Annotated in this window: 11 protein-coding genes; 3 read left to right on the top strand and 8 right to left on the bottom strand. The window is 63.7% G+C overall.

Features of this window, described 5'->3' with window-relative positions:
* Positions 1-256: 256 nt before the first annotated feature.
* The 4 genes from galK to KIH77_RS02550 form a co-directional block, all read right to left on the bottom strand.
* A complete protein-coding gene (galK, locus tag KIH77_RS02565; protein WP_219099508.1) occupies positions 257-1,504 on the bottom strand; it encodes a galactokinase in 1,248 nt (415 codons plus the stop codon).
* A 528-nt stretch (positions 1,505-2,032) separates the two neighbouring features.
* Positions 2,033-3,280 (bottom strand): galactose-1-phosphate uridylyltransferase, encoded by a 1,248-nt coding sequence (gene galT / locus KIH77_RS02560; protein ID WP_219099507.1) that lies wholly within the window; start codon positions 3,278-3,280, stop codon positions 2,033-2,035.
* Complete coding sequence (locus tag KIH77_RS02555) at positions 3,277-4,086, bottom strand: DeoR/GlpR family DNA-binding transcription regulator (RefSeq protein WP_219099506.1); 810 nt, start codon at positions 4,084-4,086, stop codon at positions 3,277-3,279. Before KIH77_RS02555 ends, galT begins: the two co-directional genes overlap by 4 nt.
* Before the next feature lie 37 nt (positions 4,087-4,123).
* Positions 4,124-4,876 (bottom strand): polyprenol monophosphomannose synthase, encoded by a 753-nt coding sequence (locus KIH77_RS02550; RefSeq protein WP_236024404.1) that lies wholly within the window; start codon positions 4,874-4,876, stop codon positions 4,124-4,126.
* A gap of 316 nt (positions 4,877-5,192) precedes the next feature.
* Between KIH77_RS02550 and KIH77_RS02545 the strand changes: the two genes are divergently transcribed.
* The 3 genes from KIH77_RS02545 to KIH77_RS02535 all read left to right on the top strand — a co-directional run bounded on the left by KIH77_RS02545 (position 5,193) and on the right by KIH77_RS02535 (position 9,774).
* Positions 5,193-5,888, top strand: a complete 696-nt coding sequence (locus tag KIH77_RS02545; RefSeq protein WP_109136602.1) for a Crp/Fnr family transcriptional regulator — start codon at positions 5,193-5,195, stop codon at positions 5,886-5,888.
* 322 nt (positions 5,889-6,210) lie between these two features.
* Positions 6,211-8,529 (top strand): transglycosylase domain-containing protein, encoded by a 2,319-nt coding sequence (locus KIH77_RS02540; RefSeq protein ID WP_372445345.1) that lies wholly within the window; start codon positions 6,211-6,213, stop codon positions 8,527-8,529.
* 144 nt (positions 8,530-8,673) lie between these two features.
* Positions 8,674-9,774: an NADH:flavin oxidoreductase/NADH oxidase gene (locus tag KIH77_RS02535; protein ID WP_219099504.1), complete on the top strand. Its 1,101-nt coding sequence runs from the start codon at positions 8,674-8,676 to the stop codon at positions 9,772-9,774.
* A 9-nt stretch (positions 9,775-9,783) separates the two neighbouring features.
* On the opposite strand, the gene KIH77_RS02530 is transcribed toward KIH77_RS02535, so the two are convergent.
* The 4 genes from KIH77_RS02530 to KIH77_RS02515 all read right to left on the bottom strand — a co-directional run bounded on the left by KIH77_RS02530 (position 9,784) and on the right by KIH77_RS02515 (position 15,462).
* On the bottom strand, positions 9,784-10,935 hold the full coding sequence (locus KIH77_RS02530; protein ID WP_219099503.1) for a quinone-dependent dihydroorotate dehydrogenase: 1,152 nt from the start codon (positions 10,933-10,935) through the stop codon (positions 9,784-9,786).
* Between the two features lie 565 nt (positions 10,936-11,500).
* Positions 11,501-13,012, bottom strand: a complete 1,512-nt coding sequence (locus KIH77_RS02525) for a lipoate--protein ligase family protein (protein WP_219099502.1) — start codon at positions 13,010-13,012, stop codon at positions 11,501-11,503.
* Positions 13,013-13,353: 341 nt separating this feature from the next.
* Complete coding sequence (locus tag KIH77_RS02520) at positions 13,354-14,394, bottom strand: 3-isopropylmalate dehydrogenase (protein ID WP_219099501.1); 1,041 nt, start codon at positions 14,392-14,394, stop codon at positions 13,354-13,356.
* Positions 14,395-14,469: 75 nt separating this feature from the next.
* Positions 14,470-15,462, bottom strand: a complete 993-nt coding sequence (locus tag KIH77_RS02515) for a hypothetical protein (RefSeq protein ID WP_219099500.1) — start codon at positions 15,460-15,462, stop codon at positions 14,470-14,472.
* Positions 15,463-15,534 lie beyond the last annotated feature (72 nt).

The following is a 15,534-nucleotide window of genomic DNA, read 5'->3' as shown; positions in this document are numbered from 1 at the left end:
CCCCTTGTCCAGGCACCTATCCTTATCTTCTGGGGTGACGAGAGACGAGAGCCGGGGTATTGGCATTGGGATTCCAACGTCAATACCCCGGCTCTCGTTTGTAATCACCCCAGAAGATGGAGATACGCGGCTCCGGCTCCATGAATCACCCCAGAAGATGAATATTGCCGGTTAACCGCATCAGGAAAACCTCTCCGCAGCGGCCTTGGACAGTCCACAGGACTGTCCAAGCCACGCTGATTGCTTTCAGCGCCAATCAGGCGTTGCGGGATGCGGACGAGCTGGCCACGGCCGCAAGCGCACGCGGGGCGTGGAAGCCTCGGCGGGCGAATTCGTCGGCGATCTTCTGCGCGACCTCCTCGCTCCTGCCCTCATCCACCAGCGCGATGATGGAGCCGCCGAAGCCGCCACCGGTCATGCGCGCACCGTAGGCGCCGTTATGGCGGGCCACATCCACGGCCACATCCAGTTCGGGCACGGTCACCTCATAATCGGTGGCCAGCGAATCATGCGAGGCGTTGAACAGGCGTCCGGCCTCTTCGATGTCGTTGTTGGCGAACGCGTGCACGAAGCTGCGCACACGTTCGATCTCGGTGACGACGTGGCGCACGCGCTTCTTCATCACATCGTCCGGCAGGGCGTCCAAGGTCTCCTTGAGCGACTGGAACGGGTCGCCGGCCTTCATGATGCCGTCGGCGCAGTAGCGCAGGTTCGGCACCTTGAGGATCTCGGCGGCCTTCTCGCAGGTGGCGCGGCGTTCGGCGTACTGGCCGTCGTTGAGCTGATGCGGCGCCTGCGTGTCGAGGGCGAGCAGTTCGAGCTTGTTGGCCTTGAGGTCGAACGCCTGCTGCGAGACGTTCTCCAACGGCGTCAGCTCGGGGCGGCAGTCGAGCAGCAACGCCTTGTTCTCCTCACAGCGCATGGACGCGTTCTGGTCGAGGCCGCCGGTGGAGGCGCCGGCCATCTCGTTCTCCGACTTGATGGCGGCGTTGATGAGCGTCACACGGCCGGCGTCGGACTGGCCGTAGCCCAGGCCGTACACGTCGTCCAAGGCGAGCGCGGTGGAGCAGGTCATGGCGGCCGACGAGCTCAGGCCGGAGCCGAGCGGCACGCAGGAGACGAACGCGGCGTCGAATCCACGCACGTTGAAGCCCTTTTCACGCAGCGCCCATGCCACGCCGATTGGGTAGGCGCCCCATCCGTCGACGCCGCGGGCCTTGAGACCGTCAAGGTCCGCGGTGACGACCTCGTCGGGACTGATCTCGGACACCACGCGGGCGATGGTGTCGGTGCGCGGCTTCAGCGCGATGAACGTGCGGTGCGGCAGCGCGATCGGCAGGCACAGGCCGGCGTTGTAGTCGGTGTGCTCACCGATGAGGTTCACGCGGCCCGGGGCGCTCCACACGCCCTCCGGCTTCTCGCCAAACGCCTTCTCGAACAGTTCCGTAACGCGGGAGACGCCTTCGTCCGCCTCGATCGGGGCAATGAATTCTACGTTCGCCATGATTCTCCTTCCTCGCAGCATGGCATTCATACCCGAACATATGGCGTTCGCCGATAACACGCCATTCCATTATCAAACAGATAATGTTTGGGTATGTTAAGTTTTGTTCGCTTATCGACAAGTATAGTCACATAATCCGCGATAACGCAATTCGCGGCGCGCATAAAGCATACGATTCTCACAACATTGTGCGTATATGTGCGATTGATGAATCGTCGCTCACATCCCGAGCGAAATAGGACGTCTTATGTCATCCCGGGCGACGATTGGACGACCTCCCGTCATCCCGGACGACAGCCTCGGCCGGAGTCGAAGAATCAGAAGCCAGCGGGGGCGAGATCCTTCGACTCCGCCGCTACGCGGCTCCGCTCAGGATGACAGTTGGGATAGGCCGCAGCTCAGGATGACAGTTGGGATAGGCGCCGCCCCGGCCCGGATGACGATTGAGATAAGCCGCAGCCCGCCCCGGATGACGGTCGGGACAAGCCGCAGCCCCACCCCGGATGACGGTGAGGGGGTAGACGGCACCTAGTCGATGTCGACGTCGCCGAGCTCGTGGAAGCGCTTGGCGATGAGCTCCGGCGTCGTGTCGGAAATCCAGGCGGCCATGCCGGACTCGGAGCCGGCGAGGTACTTGATCTTGTTGGCGGCGCGGCGGAAGCTGAAGAACTGCAGGTTCAGGCGGTAGTTCTCGCGGCGCGGGTCGTGAATCGGCGCCTGATGCCAGGCGGCGATGTACGGCAGGTCCATGCCCTTGCCGTCGCCCTTGTCGAAGAACGCGTTGCCACGCTTGAGCAGGTGCGAGTACATGGACGCCAGGTCCCAGCGCTCCTGGTCGTTGAGCTGGTCGAGCGTGAGCACGTCGCGCACCGGGGCCACATGCACCTCCAGAGGCCAGCGGGCGGCGGCCGGCACGTAGGCGACCCAGCTGTGGTTGCGCATGACCACGCGTTCCTTGGCCTCCAGCTCGGCGTTCATGAGGTCCTTGAGCAGGTTGCCGCCGGTCTTCTCATGGTAGGCCTCGGTATGCTTGAGCTCGGCTTCCATCTTCGGTGCGATGAACGGGTAGCAGTAGACCTGGCCGTGCGGGTGGGCAAGCGAGACGCCGATCTCGGCGCCGTGGTTCTCGAACGGGAAGATCTGCTCGATGCCGTCCATGGCGGAGATCTCGGCGGTGCGGAACGCCCACGCCTCGACGACCGTGCGCAGTCGCGAGACCGGCAGGTCGGCGGGCAGGCCGTGCTCGTTCGGGTCGAAGCAGATGACCTCGCAGCGTCCGGCGGCCATCTTCTTCTCCCACAGCGGATTGCCGTCCACATAGGTCACGTCCTCGGAGCGGCCGGGCACGCGCACCATCGACGGGAAGCGGTTCTCGAACACGACGACGTTGTAGTCGGTGTCGGGCACCTCGCCGTCCTGGTACGGGTCGCCGGGCTTGCGGGCGGCCAGCGGGTTGCCCTTGGCGGTGGCGCCGGGGCCGGCGGTGATCGGTCGGTTCATGCGCGCGGTGGCCATGGGGATCCAGTCGCCGGTCAGCGGGTCGCGGCGCATCTCGGGGGCCGCGTAGGGCACCTCCTCGCCGGCGGCGTTCAGCTGGTTGGCGAACCGGTAGGCCAGCGGGCGCGGATCCTTGAGTTCGCGGGTCTTCGCCCCGGACACGTATTCCGGGTCGTCGTCGAGATAGAAGAAGTCTCGTCCATCCGCCAGCGTGGTGGGTGTGATGCGGATATGCTCCTTCGCATAGTCTCCGGGCGCATACTGATTGAATTCAGTCATTGCTGTTCTCTTTCCTTGTCGGTGTCGCCCTGAGCGGCCAGGACGAGTTCCTTCACCAAATCCTTTGCCTGTTCGGCGTATTCGGGGTTGAGGCCGTCGTCGGTGATGAGCACGTCGATGGATTCGAAGCTCGCGAACATGGACAACGACGTGTTGTCCCACTTCGTATGGTCGGCGAGCACGATCTTGCGGTCGGCGATGTTGATGAGCGCCGCGTCGGTGGCTGATTCCAGCGAGTTCGGCGTCAGGAAGCCCCGTGGCATCGAGACGGAGTGCGTGCCGAGGAACAGCGTGTTGACGCGCAGCGACGAGATGACCTTGTCGGCGATCGGCCCGACCAGCGAGTTCGACCGGGTGAGCACGCCGCCGGTGACGATGACCTCGGCGTCCTTGTTCTCCATGGCCTGCACGAGTTCGGCCACGGGAATGGAGTTCGTGAGGATGGTGATGCCGGACGAGTTCTCGCTTTCCAGCAGATGCTGGGCGAAGATGTAGGCCGTGGTGCCGCCGCCGATGGCGATGACGTCGCCGGGCGAGACGTAGTTGATGGCCTGCCGGGCGATGGCGTCCTTGAGGCCGATGTCCATCTGTGATTTGACGGAGAAGAGGGGTTCAGCGAGCAGGGTGCTGGTCGTGACCGCACCGCCGTGGACACGTTTGAGCAGGCCTTTGTCCGCGAGCTCGGCGATGTCTCGGCGGATCGTCATTGATGAGACGCCGAGCTCCTTGCTCAATGCCGTGATACGCACAGCGCCGCGCGTACGCAGCCTGCTGAGAATCACATGCTGTCGTTGTGAGGAAATCATAGTAACATTATCGCACACAACTACTCAAAAAGTAAAGTTAAATGAACACGCGGCGTATTCCCCACACCGTCACCCGCCACAGCGCCTCCACAACAATGGCGGAACTCATCTTCGACACGCCCCTGACACGCTGCACGAACGTGATGGGCACCTCTCGGATCACGCCGCCGGCCGCGGCCACACGCCTCGTCATATCGATCTGGAAGACGTATCCGCTGGCCTGCACATCCGAAAAATCAATGCGCCGCAGCATCGACGCCCGGTACGCCCGGAACCCCGCGGTCATGTCGTAGACGCGCAGCCCCAGCATCGTGCGTGCATACCACGATCCGCCGCGCGAGATCAGATCGCGGTACCATGGCCAGTCCTCCATGCCGCCGCCGGGCACGCGACGCGAGCCGATGACCAGGTCGACGTCCGCATCACCGCATACGACATCCAGCAGACGCGGCAGGTCGGCCGGCCGGTGCGAGCCGTCCATGTCCATCTCGCAGACCACATCGTAGCCATGGTCCAGCGCCCAGCGGAAGCCGGCCAGATACGCCGGCCCGAGGCCGTTCTTCTCACGGCGGTGCATCACGTGGATGCGGTGGTCGCGCGAGGCCATATCGTCGGCCAGCTCGCCGGTGCCGTCCGGCGAGCCGTCATCCACGACCAGCACGTGGACGTCGGGGCAGTGGTCGAACACCCCGCCCAGCGTGACGGGCAGGTTCTCGCGTTCGTTATACGTGGGCATCACCACCACGACCGACAAGGAACCGTCGCGTCCGTCCATCGACTTCGTCATCATCACACTCCATATATGTACGTCTTTATGTATATGCACGCCCGCGCGGAATCGCGTCATGCATCGTCATGACATGCGATTTCCGCCATTTGCCATATCGTATTGTCGCACGTCATCGCCGCCGCGCATATGCGCGGGACAAGGGGAAACGCCGGACGACGTCGTTCGTCCGCCCCGATGGCGGCGACGGACGACGATGATTCGCCCAGCGTTTCCCCATCCGGCGAGGTAGACTACATATTCTAGGTGTCTATTCTGTCCAGACCAACGAAGCACGGAGGTGAGGACCCTAGTGATCCACGACAACGGCGAAGGTGAGATGGAACATCAACGCGATGCCCTTCTGCACACCGCCCTCTTCAAGCAGGTAAGGCCCGACGAGGCCGATTTGCTGCTCCCCCATCTTCAGCGTCGATACTACGCTAAAGGCGACGCGGTGTTCCGCGAGGGGGATACGGATCATCGACTGTACCTGCTGGAGAACGGCAGGGTGAAGCTCATCCGCGAGTCAAGCGACCACCGCATCCACCTGCTCAGCATCCACGGCCGCGGCGAGGTGCTCGGCGAGATTCCCGTATTCGATCCGACCGGCGGACCGCGCACCGCGTCCGCCATCGTCATGACCAACGGCACCGTCGTCTCCTCGCTGGAGCGCAGCGCCATCTTCGCGTGGCTGGACGAGCATCCGCGCGTGGCCATCGACATGCTCCAGGTGATGGGCAACCGCGCCCGCCTGAACAACGAACGCATCACCGACCTCGTGTTCGCCGACGTGCCGGGACGCCTCGCGAAGACGCTCATCGACCTGGCGCAGCGGTTCGGCGAGCCGAGCGAGGACGGCCTCGTGGTGCCGCACGACCTGACGCAGGAGGAGATGGCGCAGCTCGTGGGCGCCTCGCGCGAGACGGTGAACAAGGCGCTCATGGAGTTCACCCAGCGCGGGTGGATTTCGCGCAAGGGCCGCACCATCATCATCTACCAACCAGGCAAGCTCATCCGCAGGGCGCACCAGTAACGGACACGGGGGAAGGGAGTCAGACGAACCCCGCAGAATCCGCCCTTTGTCATCCTGAACGGGTGTCCCGTCCTGTCATCCTGAGCGAGCGGAGCGAGTCGAAGAATCTACAGGCATCAGATCCTTCGACTCCGGGCTTACGCCCTCCGCTCAGGATGACAATGGGAGGTGGTTGCCCTCCACTCAGGATGACAGGAGGGGGCACACGACCCCGCCGGGGACGGCAAAGGCCCATTCACCGAACTTTCAGGAAATTCCTATGGAATGGCAGTGCTGTGGAGATTGGGAACCCAGTGATAAAAGGTAGAGTCGGCATTTTACAATGGGCACCATGCCCGAAAAGAAACCAAAGACAGCACGTCGTGTATTCACGCTGATCCTGGCTTACCTCCTCTTCTGCGTCGCCGGCGGCGTGGTCGCATCAGGATTCATGCTTCCTGCCGTATTCGGCGCCAACACCGTGACCAAGAGCCTGACCGCGCAGCTCAAGGCCGAGGACATCGACTTCGACCTCGCCGACCTGCCGCAGCAGTCGCGCATGTACGCGCGCGACGGCAAGACGGTCATCGCCACGTTCTATGAGCAGAACCGCATCATCGTCCCGCTGAAGGACATCTCCGACCTCATGCAGAAGGCCGTCGTGGCCCGTGAGGACCACCGCTTCTTCGAGCACACGGGCATCGATCCGCAGGGCATCGCGCGAGCGTTCGTGCAGACGTACATCAAGAAGGGCGACACGCAGGGCGGATCGACGCTCACCCAGCAGTACGTCAAGAACATCCTCATCGACCAGGCGCTGGAGGACGACGACCCGATCGCCGCATACCACGCGCAGGAGGAGACCATCGCGCGAAAGCTGCGCGAGATGCTCATCTCCGTCGAACTGGAGAAGAAATACAGCAAGGCCGAGATCCTGCAGGGCTACCTCAACATCGCCCAGTTCGGCAAGAACGTGTACGGCGTGGAGACCGCCGCACAGCGCTACTTCTCCAAGAGCGCCAAGGACCTCAACCTCGTGGAGTCGGCCACGATCGCCGCCATCACGAAGAACCCGACCAGCTACGACCCGCTGGTCAACCCCACCGAGGCCGAGAAGCAGCGCAACATCACCCTCGACCTCATGAGCGAATGGGGCTTCGTCTCCAAGGCCAAGACCGATGCTGCCAAGAAGATTCCGCTGGCCAAGACGCTGCATAAGAAGAGCGTGGCGGTGGGCTGCCAGGCGGCAGGCAACGCCGCGTACTTCTGCGACTACACACTGCACCAGATCGAGAACTCCACGCTGTACGGCAAGACGCTCAAGGAGCGCAAGCGCCTCATCAAGCAGGGCGGCCTCAACATCTACACCACGATGGACGTCAACGCGCAGAACGCCGCATGGAAGGCCGTGACCGACAACCTCCCGGTCGACGACCCCAGCGGGTACGAGAACATCATCGCGGCCATCAAGCCCGGCACCGGCGAGGTGCTGGCCCTCTCGCAGAACCGCATCTACGACGTGGCCGGCTCCCCGGGCACCACCAAGACGTCGATGAACTACGCGGTCGACCAGAAGGACGGCGGCGGCACCGGCTTCCAGATCGGTTCGACGTGGAAGCCCATCAACTTCGCGGCATGGGTCAAGTCCGGCCATTCCATCAACGAACCGCTGGCCACGTACACCAGCTATCCGGTCTCCTCGTTCCCCGGCGCCGGACGCGCCACCGACGTGTGGGAGCTGCAGAACTCGGGCGGCGGCACCGTGAGCCCGGAGACCCCGCTGCAGGCGCTGAACCAGTCGCACAACACCACGCAGGCGTCCATGGCGCAGATCATCGGCCTCAAGCCGATCGCCGACATGGCGCAGACGCTCGGCTACCATCGCCCCGACGGGCAGCCGATCTCGAAGCTCTCGCCGTCCATGGTCATCGGCACCATGCCGGCGTCCCCGCTGACCATGGCGAACGTGTACGCCACGATCGCGGCCAACGGCAAGGAGTGCACGCCCATCGCCATCACGAAGATGACGAGCTCGGCCGGCAAGACGTTCAAGGTGCCGAGCGCGAACTGCCATCAGGCCGTCTCCTCGGCCGTGGCGCAGACCACCGCCTACGCGATGAACCTCAACGTCACGCAGGGCATCGCCAAGGACGCGCAGCTCAGCGGCGGCCGCAAGACCTTCGCCAAGACCGGTACGAGCGAGCAGAACGCACTGGCCACGTCCGGCTTCGTGCCGCAGGTGGCGGCCTTCGCCATCATCACGAACGCCGAGAACTCCGGCACATCGCTGTACGGCACCATCAACGGCGTCTACCGTTCGTCCTGGTACGGCTCCGACATCGCCCTGCCGACGTGGAAGGAGTTCATGGAGACGTATCTCTCCACGGCCAAGATTCCGATCGACAACAACTACGGAACGGGCGACATGTCAGGTTCCGGCACCAGTTCGGGGTCGTCGGATAATTCGTCCTCCGGCACGACGGGCGGCACGGGCACCGGCACGACCGGCGGCGCCTCCGGTACGACCGGCAACACCGGCGGGGCCACGTCCGGCACCGGCACCGGCACCACGGGTGGCACCTCCGGTACGACGGGCGGCACCACCTCGGGTACGACATCAGGTACCACATCGGGTACCACATCCGGCACGACCGGCCAGTAATCGGCCCGCCGACGGCATGTGGTAGAACAGGCGTAGGGGAATACTCTACGCCTGTTTTTTCATATGCACCCGTCGTATACGAACCGTCGGGCCGTGGCAACGGCCCGCATCGGCATACGACATTCGTCGTGAAGGAGACGATACATGGCCGAGAAGCCAAGGAAACCGCATCTGTTCGACCCGTTGGCGCTGCGCGGCGTCGACATCCGCAACCGCATCTGGCTGCCGCCGATGGACACCTACTCCGTCTATGCGCAGGACGGCAAGCCCACGCCATTCCACTACCAGCACTACGTCTCCCGCGCGCTCGGCGGCTTCGGCATGGTGATCGTCGAGGCCACGGCGGTCAGTCCGGAGGGCCGCATCTCCCCCAACGACGTCGGCCTGTGGAACGACGACCAGATCGCCGCATGGCGCTGGATCGTCGACGACATCCGCAACGCCGGCGCGGTCCCGGCCATTCAGCTCAACCATGCCGGACGCAAGGGCTCCACCGGCGCGTTCTCCATCGGATACCAAGGCCAGAGCATTCCCGCCGAGGCCGGTGGATGGGGCACCGTCGCGCCGTCGGCGATTCCGTATGGCAACTACGCCACGCCGCATGAACTCACCGTCGACGAGATTCACGGCATCGTGGACCAATTCCGCGCCGCGACGGAACGCGCGGTCAAGGCTGGCTTCCAGGCCATCGAAATCCATGCCGCGCACGGCTATCTGCTCAGTGAGTTCCTCGATCCGCTGACCAACGAGCGCACGGACGAATACGGCGGCGGACTTGACGGTCGCATGCGTCTGCTGGTGGAGGTCGCCGACGCGGCGCGCAGCGTCATGCCCGACACCCTGCCGCTGCTGGTGCGCATCTCGGCCACCGACTGGGCCGCCGGCGGCTGGGACCTCGACCAGACCGTGGAGACGGCCCGCGTACTGCGCGGCCACGGCGTCGACCTCATCGACGTCTCGACCGGCGGCATCGTCCCCGGCGTGACCATCCCCGCAGAGCCGGGATACCAGGTGCCGTTCGCGCAGCAGATTCGCAAGCGCGCCGACGTGCGCACCACGGCCGTGGGTCTCATCACCAAGGCCAAGCAGGCCGACAAGATCATCCACCGCCGTGACGCCGACGCCGTGGAGATCGGACGTGCGGCGCTGCGCAACCCGTACTGGCCGTTGCGTGCCGCCTACAAGCTCGGTCTCACCACCGAGCAGGCCCCCTACCCCGACCAGTACGTCCGCGGCGCGTTCTGACAGCCAGAACTACTGCACGTCCACGCCGACGGCTTCGGCAACGTTGTCGAAGCCGTCCTCGTGGAGCAGTTCGACCAGACCGCGCTTCAACGTCGTGATGTTCTGCGGCCCGCAGTACATCAGCGACGAGATGAACATGACCAGCGAAGCGCCGGCGCGAATCTTCAGATATGCCTGCCTCGGGGTGAACACGCCGCCGATGCCGGCGATGGCGAACCGGTCGCCGTACTCGCGGTAGGTCTGCGCCACCATGGCGTCGCTGCGTTTGCGGCACGGCAACCCGGAAAGGCCGCCCTGCCAGTCGGCCGGCACATCGTCCATGCCGGTGCGGTCCTTCTGCAGGTTCGCGATGGAGACGCCCTGCACGTTGTGGTCGGCCAGCACGTCGAGCAGCTCCTTGAACTCGGGCCACTGCTTGTTGAGCGGCAGTTTGACGAGCACCGGCTGCGGACGGTCCACCTTGTCGAGTTCGGCGAACAGGCGGTCGAGGTTGTTCGGGTCGTCGGTGAACGGCTCGCCGGCCTTGGTGTTCGGGCAGGAGACGTTGACCTCAATCATGTTCGTACGGCCGACGGCGCGTTCGAACGACGTGCGGTAGTCGGCGATGCCCTCGTCCAGGTCGCCGACCAGGTCGTCGTTCGTACGGGCAATCGACACGGACATCCTCATGGTCTTCGCGGTCGTATAGGCCTTCTCCGCACGGGCGATCACCTTTTCGGAGCCGTCGTTGGCAAGCCCGGCGTGCACGACCATCGAACCGTAGTCGGGCAGGCGGTGGAACCACGGGCGGGGGTTGCCGGCGCAGGGGCGCGCGGTCGTCGATCCGACGGTCTCGAAGCCGAATCCGGCCGCGTCCAGTACGGTCGGCAGCTGGCAGTCCTTGTCGAGTCCGGCGGAAAGACCGAAGGGATTGTGGAAGCGGATGCCCATGACCTCGGTCTCCAGCGCGGGATCGGTGTAGTCGAGCATCTCACGCAGCAGCCACATCAGCGGCGGCACGTGACCGGCGGCCGCACAGCCGGCGATCATCGTATCGTGGGCCTTGTCCGGCGGCATGGCGAAGAACGCCTTCTTGGCGACGTTTCTGTAGGCAAAGGTGAACAGATCGGTGCTGGCCTTGTTGATGGCGTTTTGTACTGGCGACTGCGACACGTAACTCATACAGTCCTTTTTACACGCATTCGCCGCCCAACGCCATCACATTGTCTCAGGGGTTTGTGGGTCTGACGGTTCGCGCCAAATCGGGGTTTGTGGGTCCGACGGTTCGCCAAGTCAGGTTTGTGGGTCCGACGGGTTGCCGATTCGGGGTTGTGGGTCTGACGGGTCGCGCCAATCAAGGTTGTGGGTCTATCGGCTCGTCAAATCGGGTTTGTGGGTCCATCGGCTCGTCAAATCGGGTTTGTGGGTCCATCGGCTCGTCAAATCGGGTTTGTGGGTCCATCGGCTCGTGTAGAGGGGATTTTCGACGTCCCCATGTATATCCCGGACCCACAAACCTCTTAATGAACGGATTTACCCACGGTTATTGAACACCCCGGACCCACTAACGGCCGGAACCGATCCAACAGACCCACAAAACCAAACCTCAGACCCACAGAACACACGCGCGGACCCACAAAACCAAGCCCACAGACCCACAAAACCGAACGTACAGACCCACAACCCAACGCGCGGGTCACAAACCACACGCACAGGCCCACAAAACCATTTATGAATTGTTATGAATCTAGGGAATCCGATATGTCCAGTCGGGATTTTCGAACTTCTTTCCCGCCAACGATTCCGCCTCGTCGATGACGTCGGCGGGAAGATGCGCGGGCTGGGCGCCGGGAATGTGGGCGAGCGCGTACGCACGCATCGATTCGACGACGACGTCGCGGCCGAGCGACGTGAGCGTCCGCAGCGGCGTCACGCGTTTCTTCGCCGAGGAGACGGCCTTGTCGACGAGTTTTTCCCTGGATATGCGCAGTACACGGGTCATGAGCCCGGCGTCGATGTCGTACGCCATGGTGACGTGATGAAGCACGCAGCCGGGGCCGTGGCCATGGGGGTCGCCGAAGTCGTGGGAATTCTGCGGGCCGTGATTGCCGTACGAACCGCGCGGCGCAGGGAACCGGCGTTGTGCGGCGCCGCCGATCTTGCCGCCGTCCGTTGTGGCGATGTCGTTGAGCGACTGCGAGACGGCGGGGATGCCGATGGCGTGCAATGCGCCGAACGCCCATGTGTCGCAGAGCCGGTAGGATGCCGCGGCGTCGAGGCCGGCCGTGAACGATTCAGGCACGTACAGCGAATAGGTGATGGTGTCATCGGGCCGCACGAACATCGCGCCGCCGCCGGTCACGCGACGGACGACCGTGAAACCGGCGAGATCGGCCGCGCGCCCGTCGACTTCGTTGCGTACCGACTGATAGGCGCCGATGACGACGGCAGGGCTCCCCCACCGCCAGAACCTGAGCGTCGGCGGCTGGATTCCCGCTGCCACGCGCCGGGCGATGACCTCGTCAAGCGCCATCTGCATGGGGGGAGCGTACGGTTCGGCGTCGATGACGACGTCGACGCGCGGGGCGAGACTAGACCAGCGTTCGGTGAGATTTTCTGCCGGCTTGACGTCGGCAGGCTTGGTATCGGTGGGTTCGGGAGCGACGGATGCGCCGGTATCGGGGACGGCGACATCGACGGATTTGGCACCGCTCGCCATCCCCCGTCGGCGTTGCCGACAGACCCCGCCAGCAGGGGCGATATTGATGGGTCCCGACACAGTGTTGTTACCAGCGGGAACGATATTGTGGATGGCGCGCATCGTGGCGGTGACGATGGCGTCGGCGGTCGTACCGACCAGCCGCGTATGCGGATGACCGGCAATCACCGCTTCGATGGTGGCAAGCAGTGCAACGGCGTCGGGCGAAGTGCGGCAATCGTCGACGGATGCCGCATGGTCGTTCCCTTCGACGGATGCGATAATCTTCCCGTCGGCGCCCGTATCGGAGATTGCGTCAACGGTCACGCCAGCCGAGACGATGGCACGTTCGATGTCCGCGATCAGCGAACGGTCAGCTTCCCCGGCAACCGAACCGTTCTCGTCGATGAGGAAATCACCGTCGATATGGGCCTCCGTGATGGTGCTTCCGCACAATCGGACGGATACCGCCACCAGTTTGCCGCCGATCGTCTTGCATTCGCCGCGGCCGACGGTGCCGACGGTTGCTGCGGTCCGGGATTCAACGTTGCGTTTGACCATACCGCCACCGTATCGGCTCCCGTCTACGTCCGTTACGTTGTACACCGGGCAACGGATGGGAACCAAATGGCTCCTCCGGTTCCGGTCCGTTGCATCGCACGCAACGGATGGGCACCGCACCGTCCGCACGGTTCCGGTCCGTCGTATATACACGACGGATGGGAACCGGACGGCGTCCCCGCGTCCTGTCCGTCGCATCTACGCGACGAAACCGACCCGTGCAGCCCCTCCGATTCCCGTTCGTCGCATACATACGACGAAACCGCCCCGTGGACGATGCACGGGGCGGTTTCGTTACGTATGTGGGTGCAGGACCCGACGCATAGTGCGTGAAGCGCCGACTACAGGCGGGCGAGGATGTCGTTGCCGACCTGTTCGGTGCTACGCTGCGTGGAGCCGAGCTCCTCGATGTCGGCCTCCACGGCGGCGTCGATGCGGGCGGCGATGTCATCGTAGCCGAAGTGACGCAGCAGCATGGCGGTGGACAGCACGGCGGCCGTCGGGTTGGCGATGCCCTTGCCGGCGATGTCGGGGGCCGAACCGTGGATCGGCTCGAACATCGACGGATATTCGTTGCTGGCGTTGATGCAGCCGGAGGCGGAGTATCCCACGCCGCCGACTACGGCGCCGGCCTCGTCGGTGATGATGTCGCCGAAGAGGTTGTCGGTGAGGATCACGTCGAAGCGGCTCGGGTTGGAGACGAGGAAGATGGTGGTCGCGTCGATGTGCAGGTAGTCGTGCGTGACCTCGGGATATTCCTCGCCGACCTTGTCGACGATGCGCTGCCACATGTCGCCGGCGTTGACGAGCACGTTCTTCTTGTGCACGAGGGTGACGTGCTTCCTGCGCTTCATGGCCAGCTCGAACGCGTAGCGCACCACGCGCTCCACGCCGTAGGCGGTGTTGATGGACACCTCGGTGGCCACCTCGTCCGGCGTGCCGACGCGCACGGCCCCGCCGGCGCCGCAGTAGAGGCCCTCGGTGCCTTCGCGCACGACGACGAAGTCGATGTCGCCGGGGTTGGCGAGCGGCGAGGTGACGCCCTTGTACAGCTTGGTCGGGCGGAGGTTCACGTACTGGTCGAGCGCGAAACGCAGCTTGAGCAGCAGGCCGCGTTCGAGGATGCCGGCCTTGATGCGCGGGTCGCCGACGGCGCCGAGCAGGATGGCGTCCTGCTTCTTGATCTCCTCGAGCTCCTCGTCGGGGAGGATGGCGCCGTCGCGCAGGTAACGCTCGGCGCCGAGTTCGAAGTTGGTGTAGTTGAAGTCGATGACGCCTTCGGAGGCCTTCTCCAATACGGCCTGGGCGACGGGCGTGACTTCCTTGCCGATGCCATCGCCGGGGATGACCGCGATGTTCAATGTCTTCTTGTCATGTGCCATACCCAACAGGGTAGGTGCGCCCGTCCGAAACCAATGTCCGGAGTCCGTCTGGTGGACACACGGCGGTTGCCGAGGTCATTGCCGCATTGCCATGCGCGCAAGCTGCATCAGCGTCTTGGTACTGCCCGGCTTTGCGGTGTCGAGATAGGTCTGGTAATCGAATCCCACGGTGTCCATCGCCTCGCAGAGCGTGGCTCCTGACTCATATACGACGTCCGAGGGTATGAAGCTGGCGTCCAGCTTGCCGGATTGTATGTTCGGGACGATATACGTGAACGGCACGTTGTCCTTATTGGAGAAGTGCATGATGTTCAATGTCGTTCCCGTCGATCGGACGGCCTGGTCACGCACATATTGCGCGGTCCCTTCGAAGGTCTCCTCGCCGGCGTATGCGTGCACGAACTCGGGGTCGAGCCGGTTGAGCCGGTCCATGGCATCGAGGTATCCCGTTACGCCCTTCCGCACCTGCTGCACGTCCGGCGTCTTCTTTCCCAGTTCCTGTTGGGCGATGGTGAGCGAGGTATACGCCTCGCCGAGGGTTTCGAAGTTCTTCCCCTTGAGCGATTCGGTGGAGAATCTTCCGGTGTCGTTCAGCAGGCCGCCGTCCCAGTTCCAATGCTCTTGCTTGAGTTTGTGGAAACCCTCGTGGCTTGCCAGCGCCAAAAAGGTCTGGGCCGGATCCCGTTTGGCCTTCTTGCCACTGTATCGCTGCCAGAACACCGCATTGCCCTGGACCGTGGGCAACGACGTCCCCTCTCGTGGGAAGTTTCCGCTCAGCGGATTGCGGAGGATGGGCTGCATTTCAGGCGTGATCGGGGAAAGCCGATATACCTTCAACGGGGAATCATCCGGCATGGTGATGCGGGCGGCGAACAGCCAGCCGGGTTCATGTTCGGGATTGATGAGATACATCGCATGCGTATCGTTGTCTATCGATACGACGGGTTGACGAGACAGTGGATAATCGTGCCATACTTCCTTATGTTCCGTTGCCGGCATGGTTCCCGCCGGCTCCATCGGCCAGCGTTCGCTGCGTTGCGTGCATTCCAGACTCCCCCTCGTCATCATTCACGATTCCTCAGTAGGAATCATATTCAGAAGAGCTGAAATGTCGTGTCCCCGCCGATTCCAGTCGGCCGC

Source organism: Bifidobacterium pluvialisilvae (genome assembly GCF_019331695.1).
Classification (GTDB): Bacteria; Actinomycetota; Actinomycetes; order Actinomycetales; family Bifidobacteriaceae; genus Galliscardovia; species Galliscardovia pluvialisilvae.
This window is presented reverse-complemented; position numbering and strand designations above follow the sequence as displayed.

Coding starts and splice junctions, on each gene's coding strand:
- KIH77_RS02555 (WP_219099506.1), bottom strand. CDS start 4,086: ATGATTTCCTCACAACGACAGCATGTGATTCTCAGCAGGCTGCGTACG.
- KIH77_RS02540 (WP_372445345.1), top strand. CDS start 6,211: ATGGGCACCATGCCCGAAAAGAAACCAAAGACAGCACGTCGTGTATTC.
- KIH77_RS02525 (WP_219099502.1), bottom strand. CDS start 13,012: ATGGTCAAACGCAACGTTGAATCCCGGACCGCAGCAACCGTCGGCACC.
- galK (WP_219099508.1), bottom strand. CDS start 1,504: ATGGCGAACGTAGAATTCATTGCCCCGATCGAGGCGGACGAAGGCGTC.
- KIH77_RS02550 (WP_236024404.1), bottom strand. CDS start 4,876: ATGATGACGAAGTCGATGGACGGACGCGACGGTTCCTTGTCGGTCGTG.
- KIH77_RS02520 (WP_219099501.1), bottom strand. CDS start 14,394: ATGGCACATGACAAGAAGACATTGAACATCGCGGTCATCCCCGGCGAT.
- galT (WP_219099507.1), bottom strand. CDS start 3,280: ATGACTGAATTCAATCAGTATGCGCCCGGAGACTATGCGAAGGAGCAT.
- KIH77_RS02535 (WP_219099504.1), top strand. CDS start 8,674: ATGGCCGAGAAGCCAAGGAAACCGCATCTGTTCGACCCGTTGGCGCTG.
- KIH77_RS02515 (WP_219099500.1), bottom strand. CDS start 15,462: ATGATGACGAGGGGGAGTCTGGAATGCACGCAACGCAGCGAACGCTGG.
- KIH77_RS02545 (WP_109136602.1), top strand. CDS start 5,193: ATGGAACATCAACGCGATGCCCTTCTGCACACCGCCCTCTTCAAGCAG.
- KIH77_RS02530 (WP_219099503.1), bottom strand. CDS start 10,935: ATGAGTTACGTGTCGCAGTCGCCAGTACAAAACGCCATCAACAAGGCC.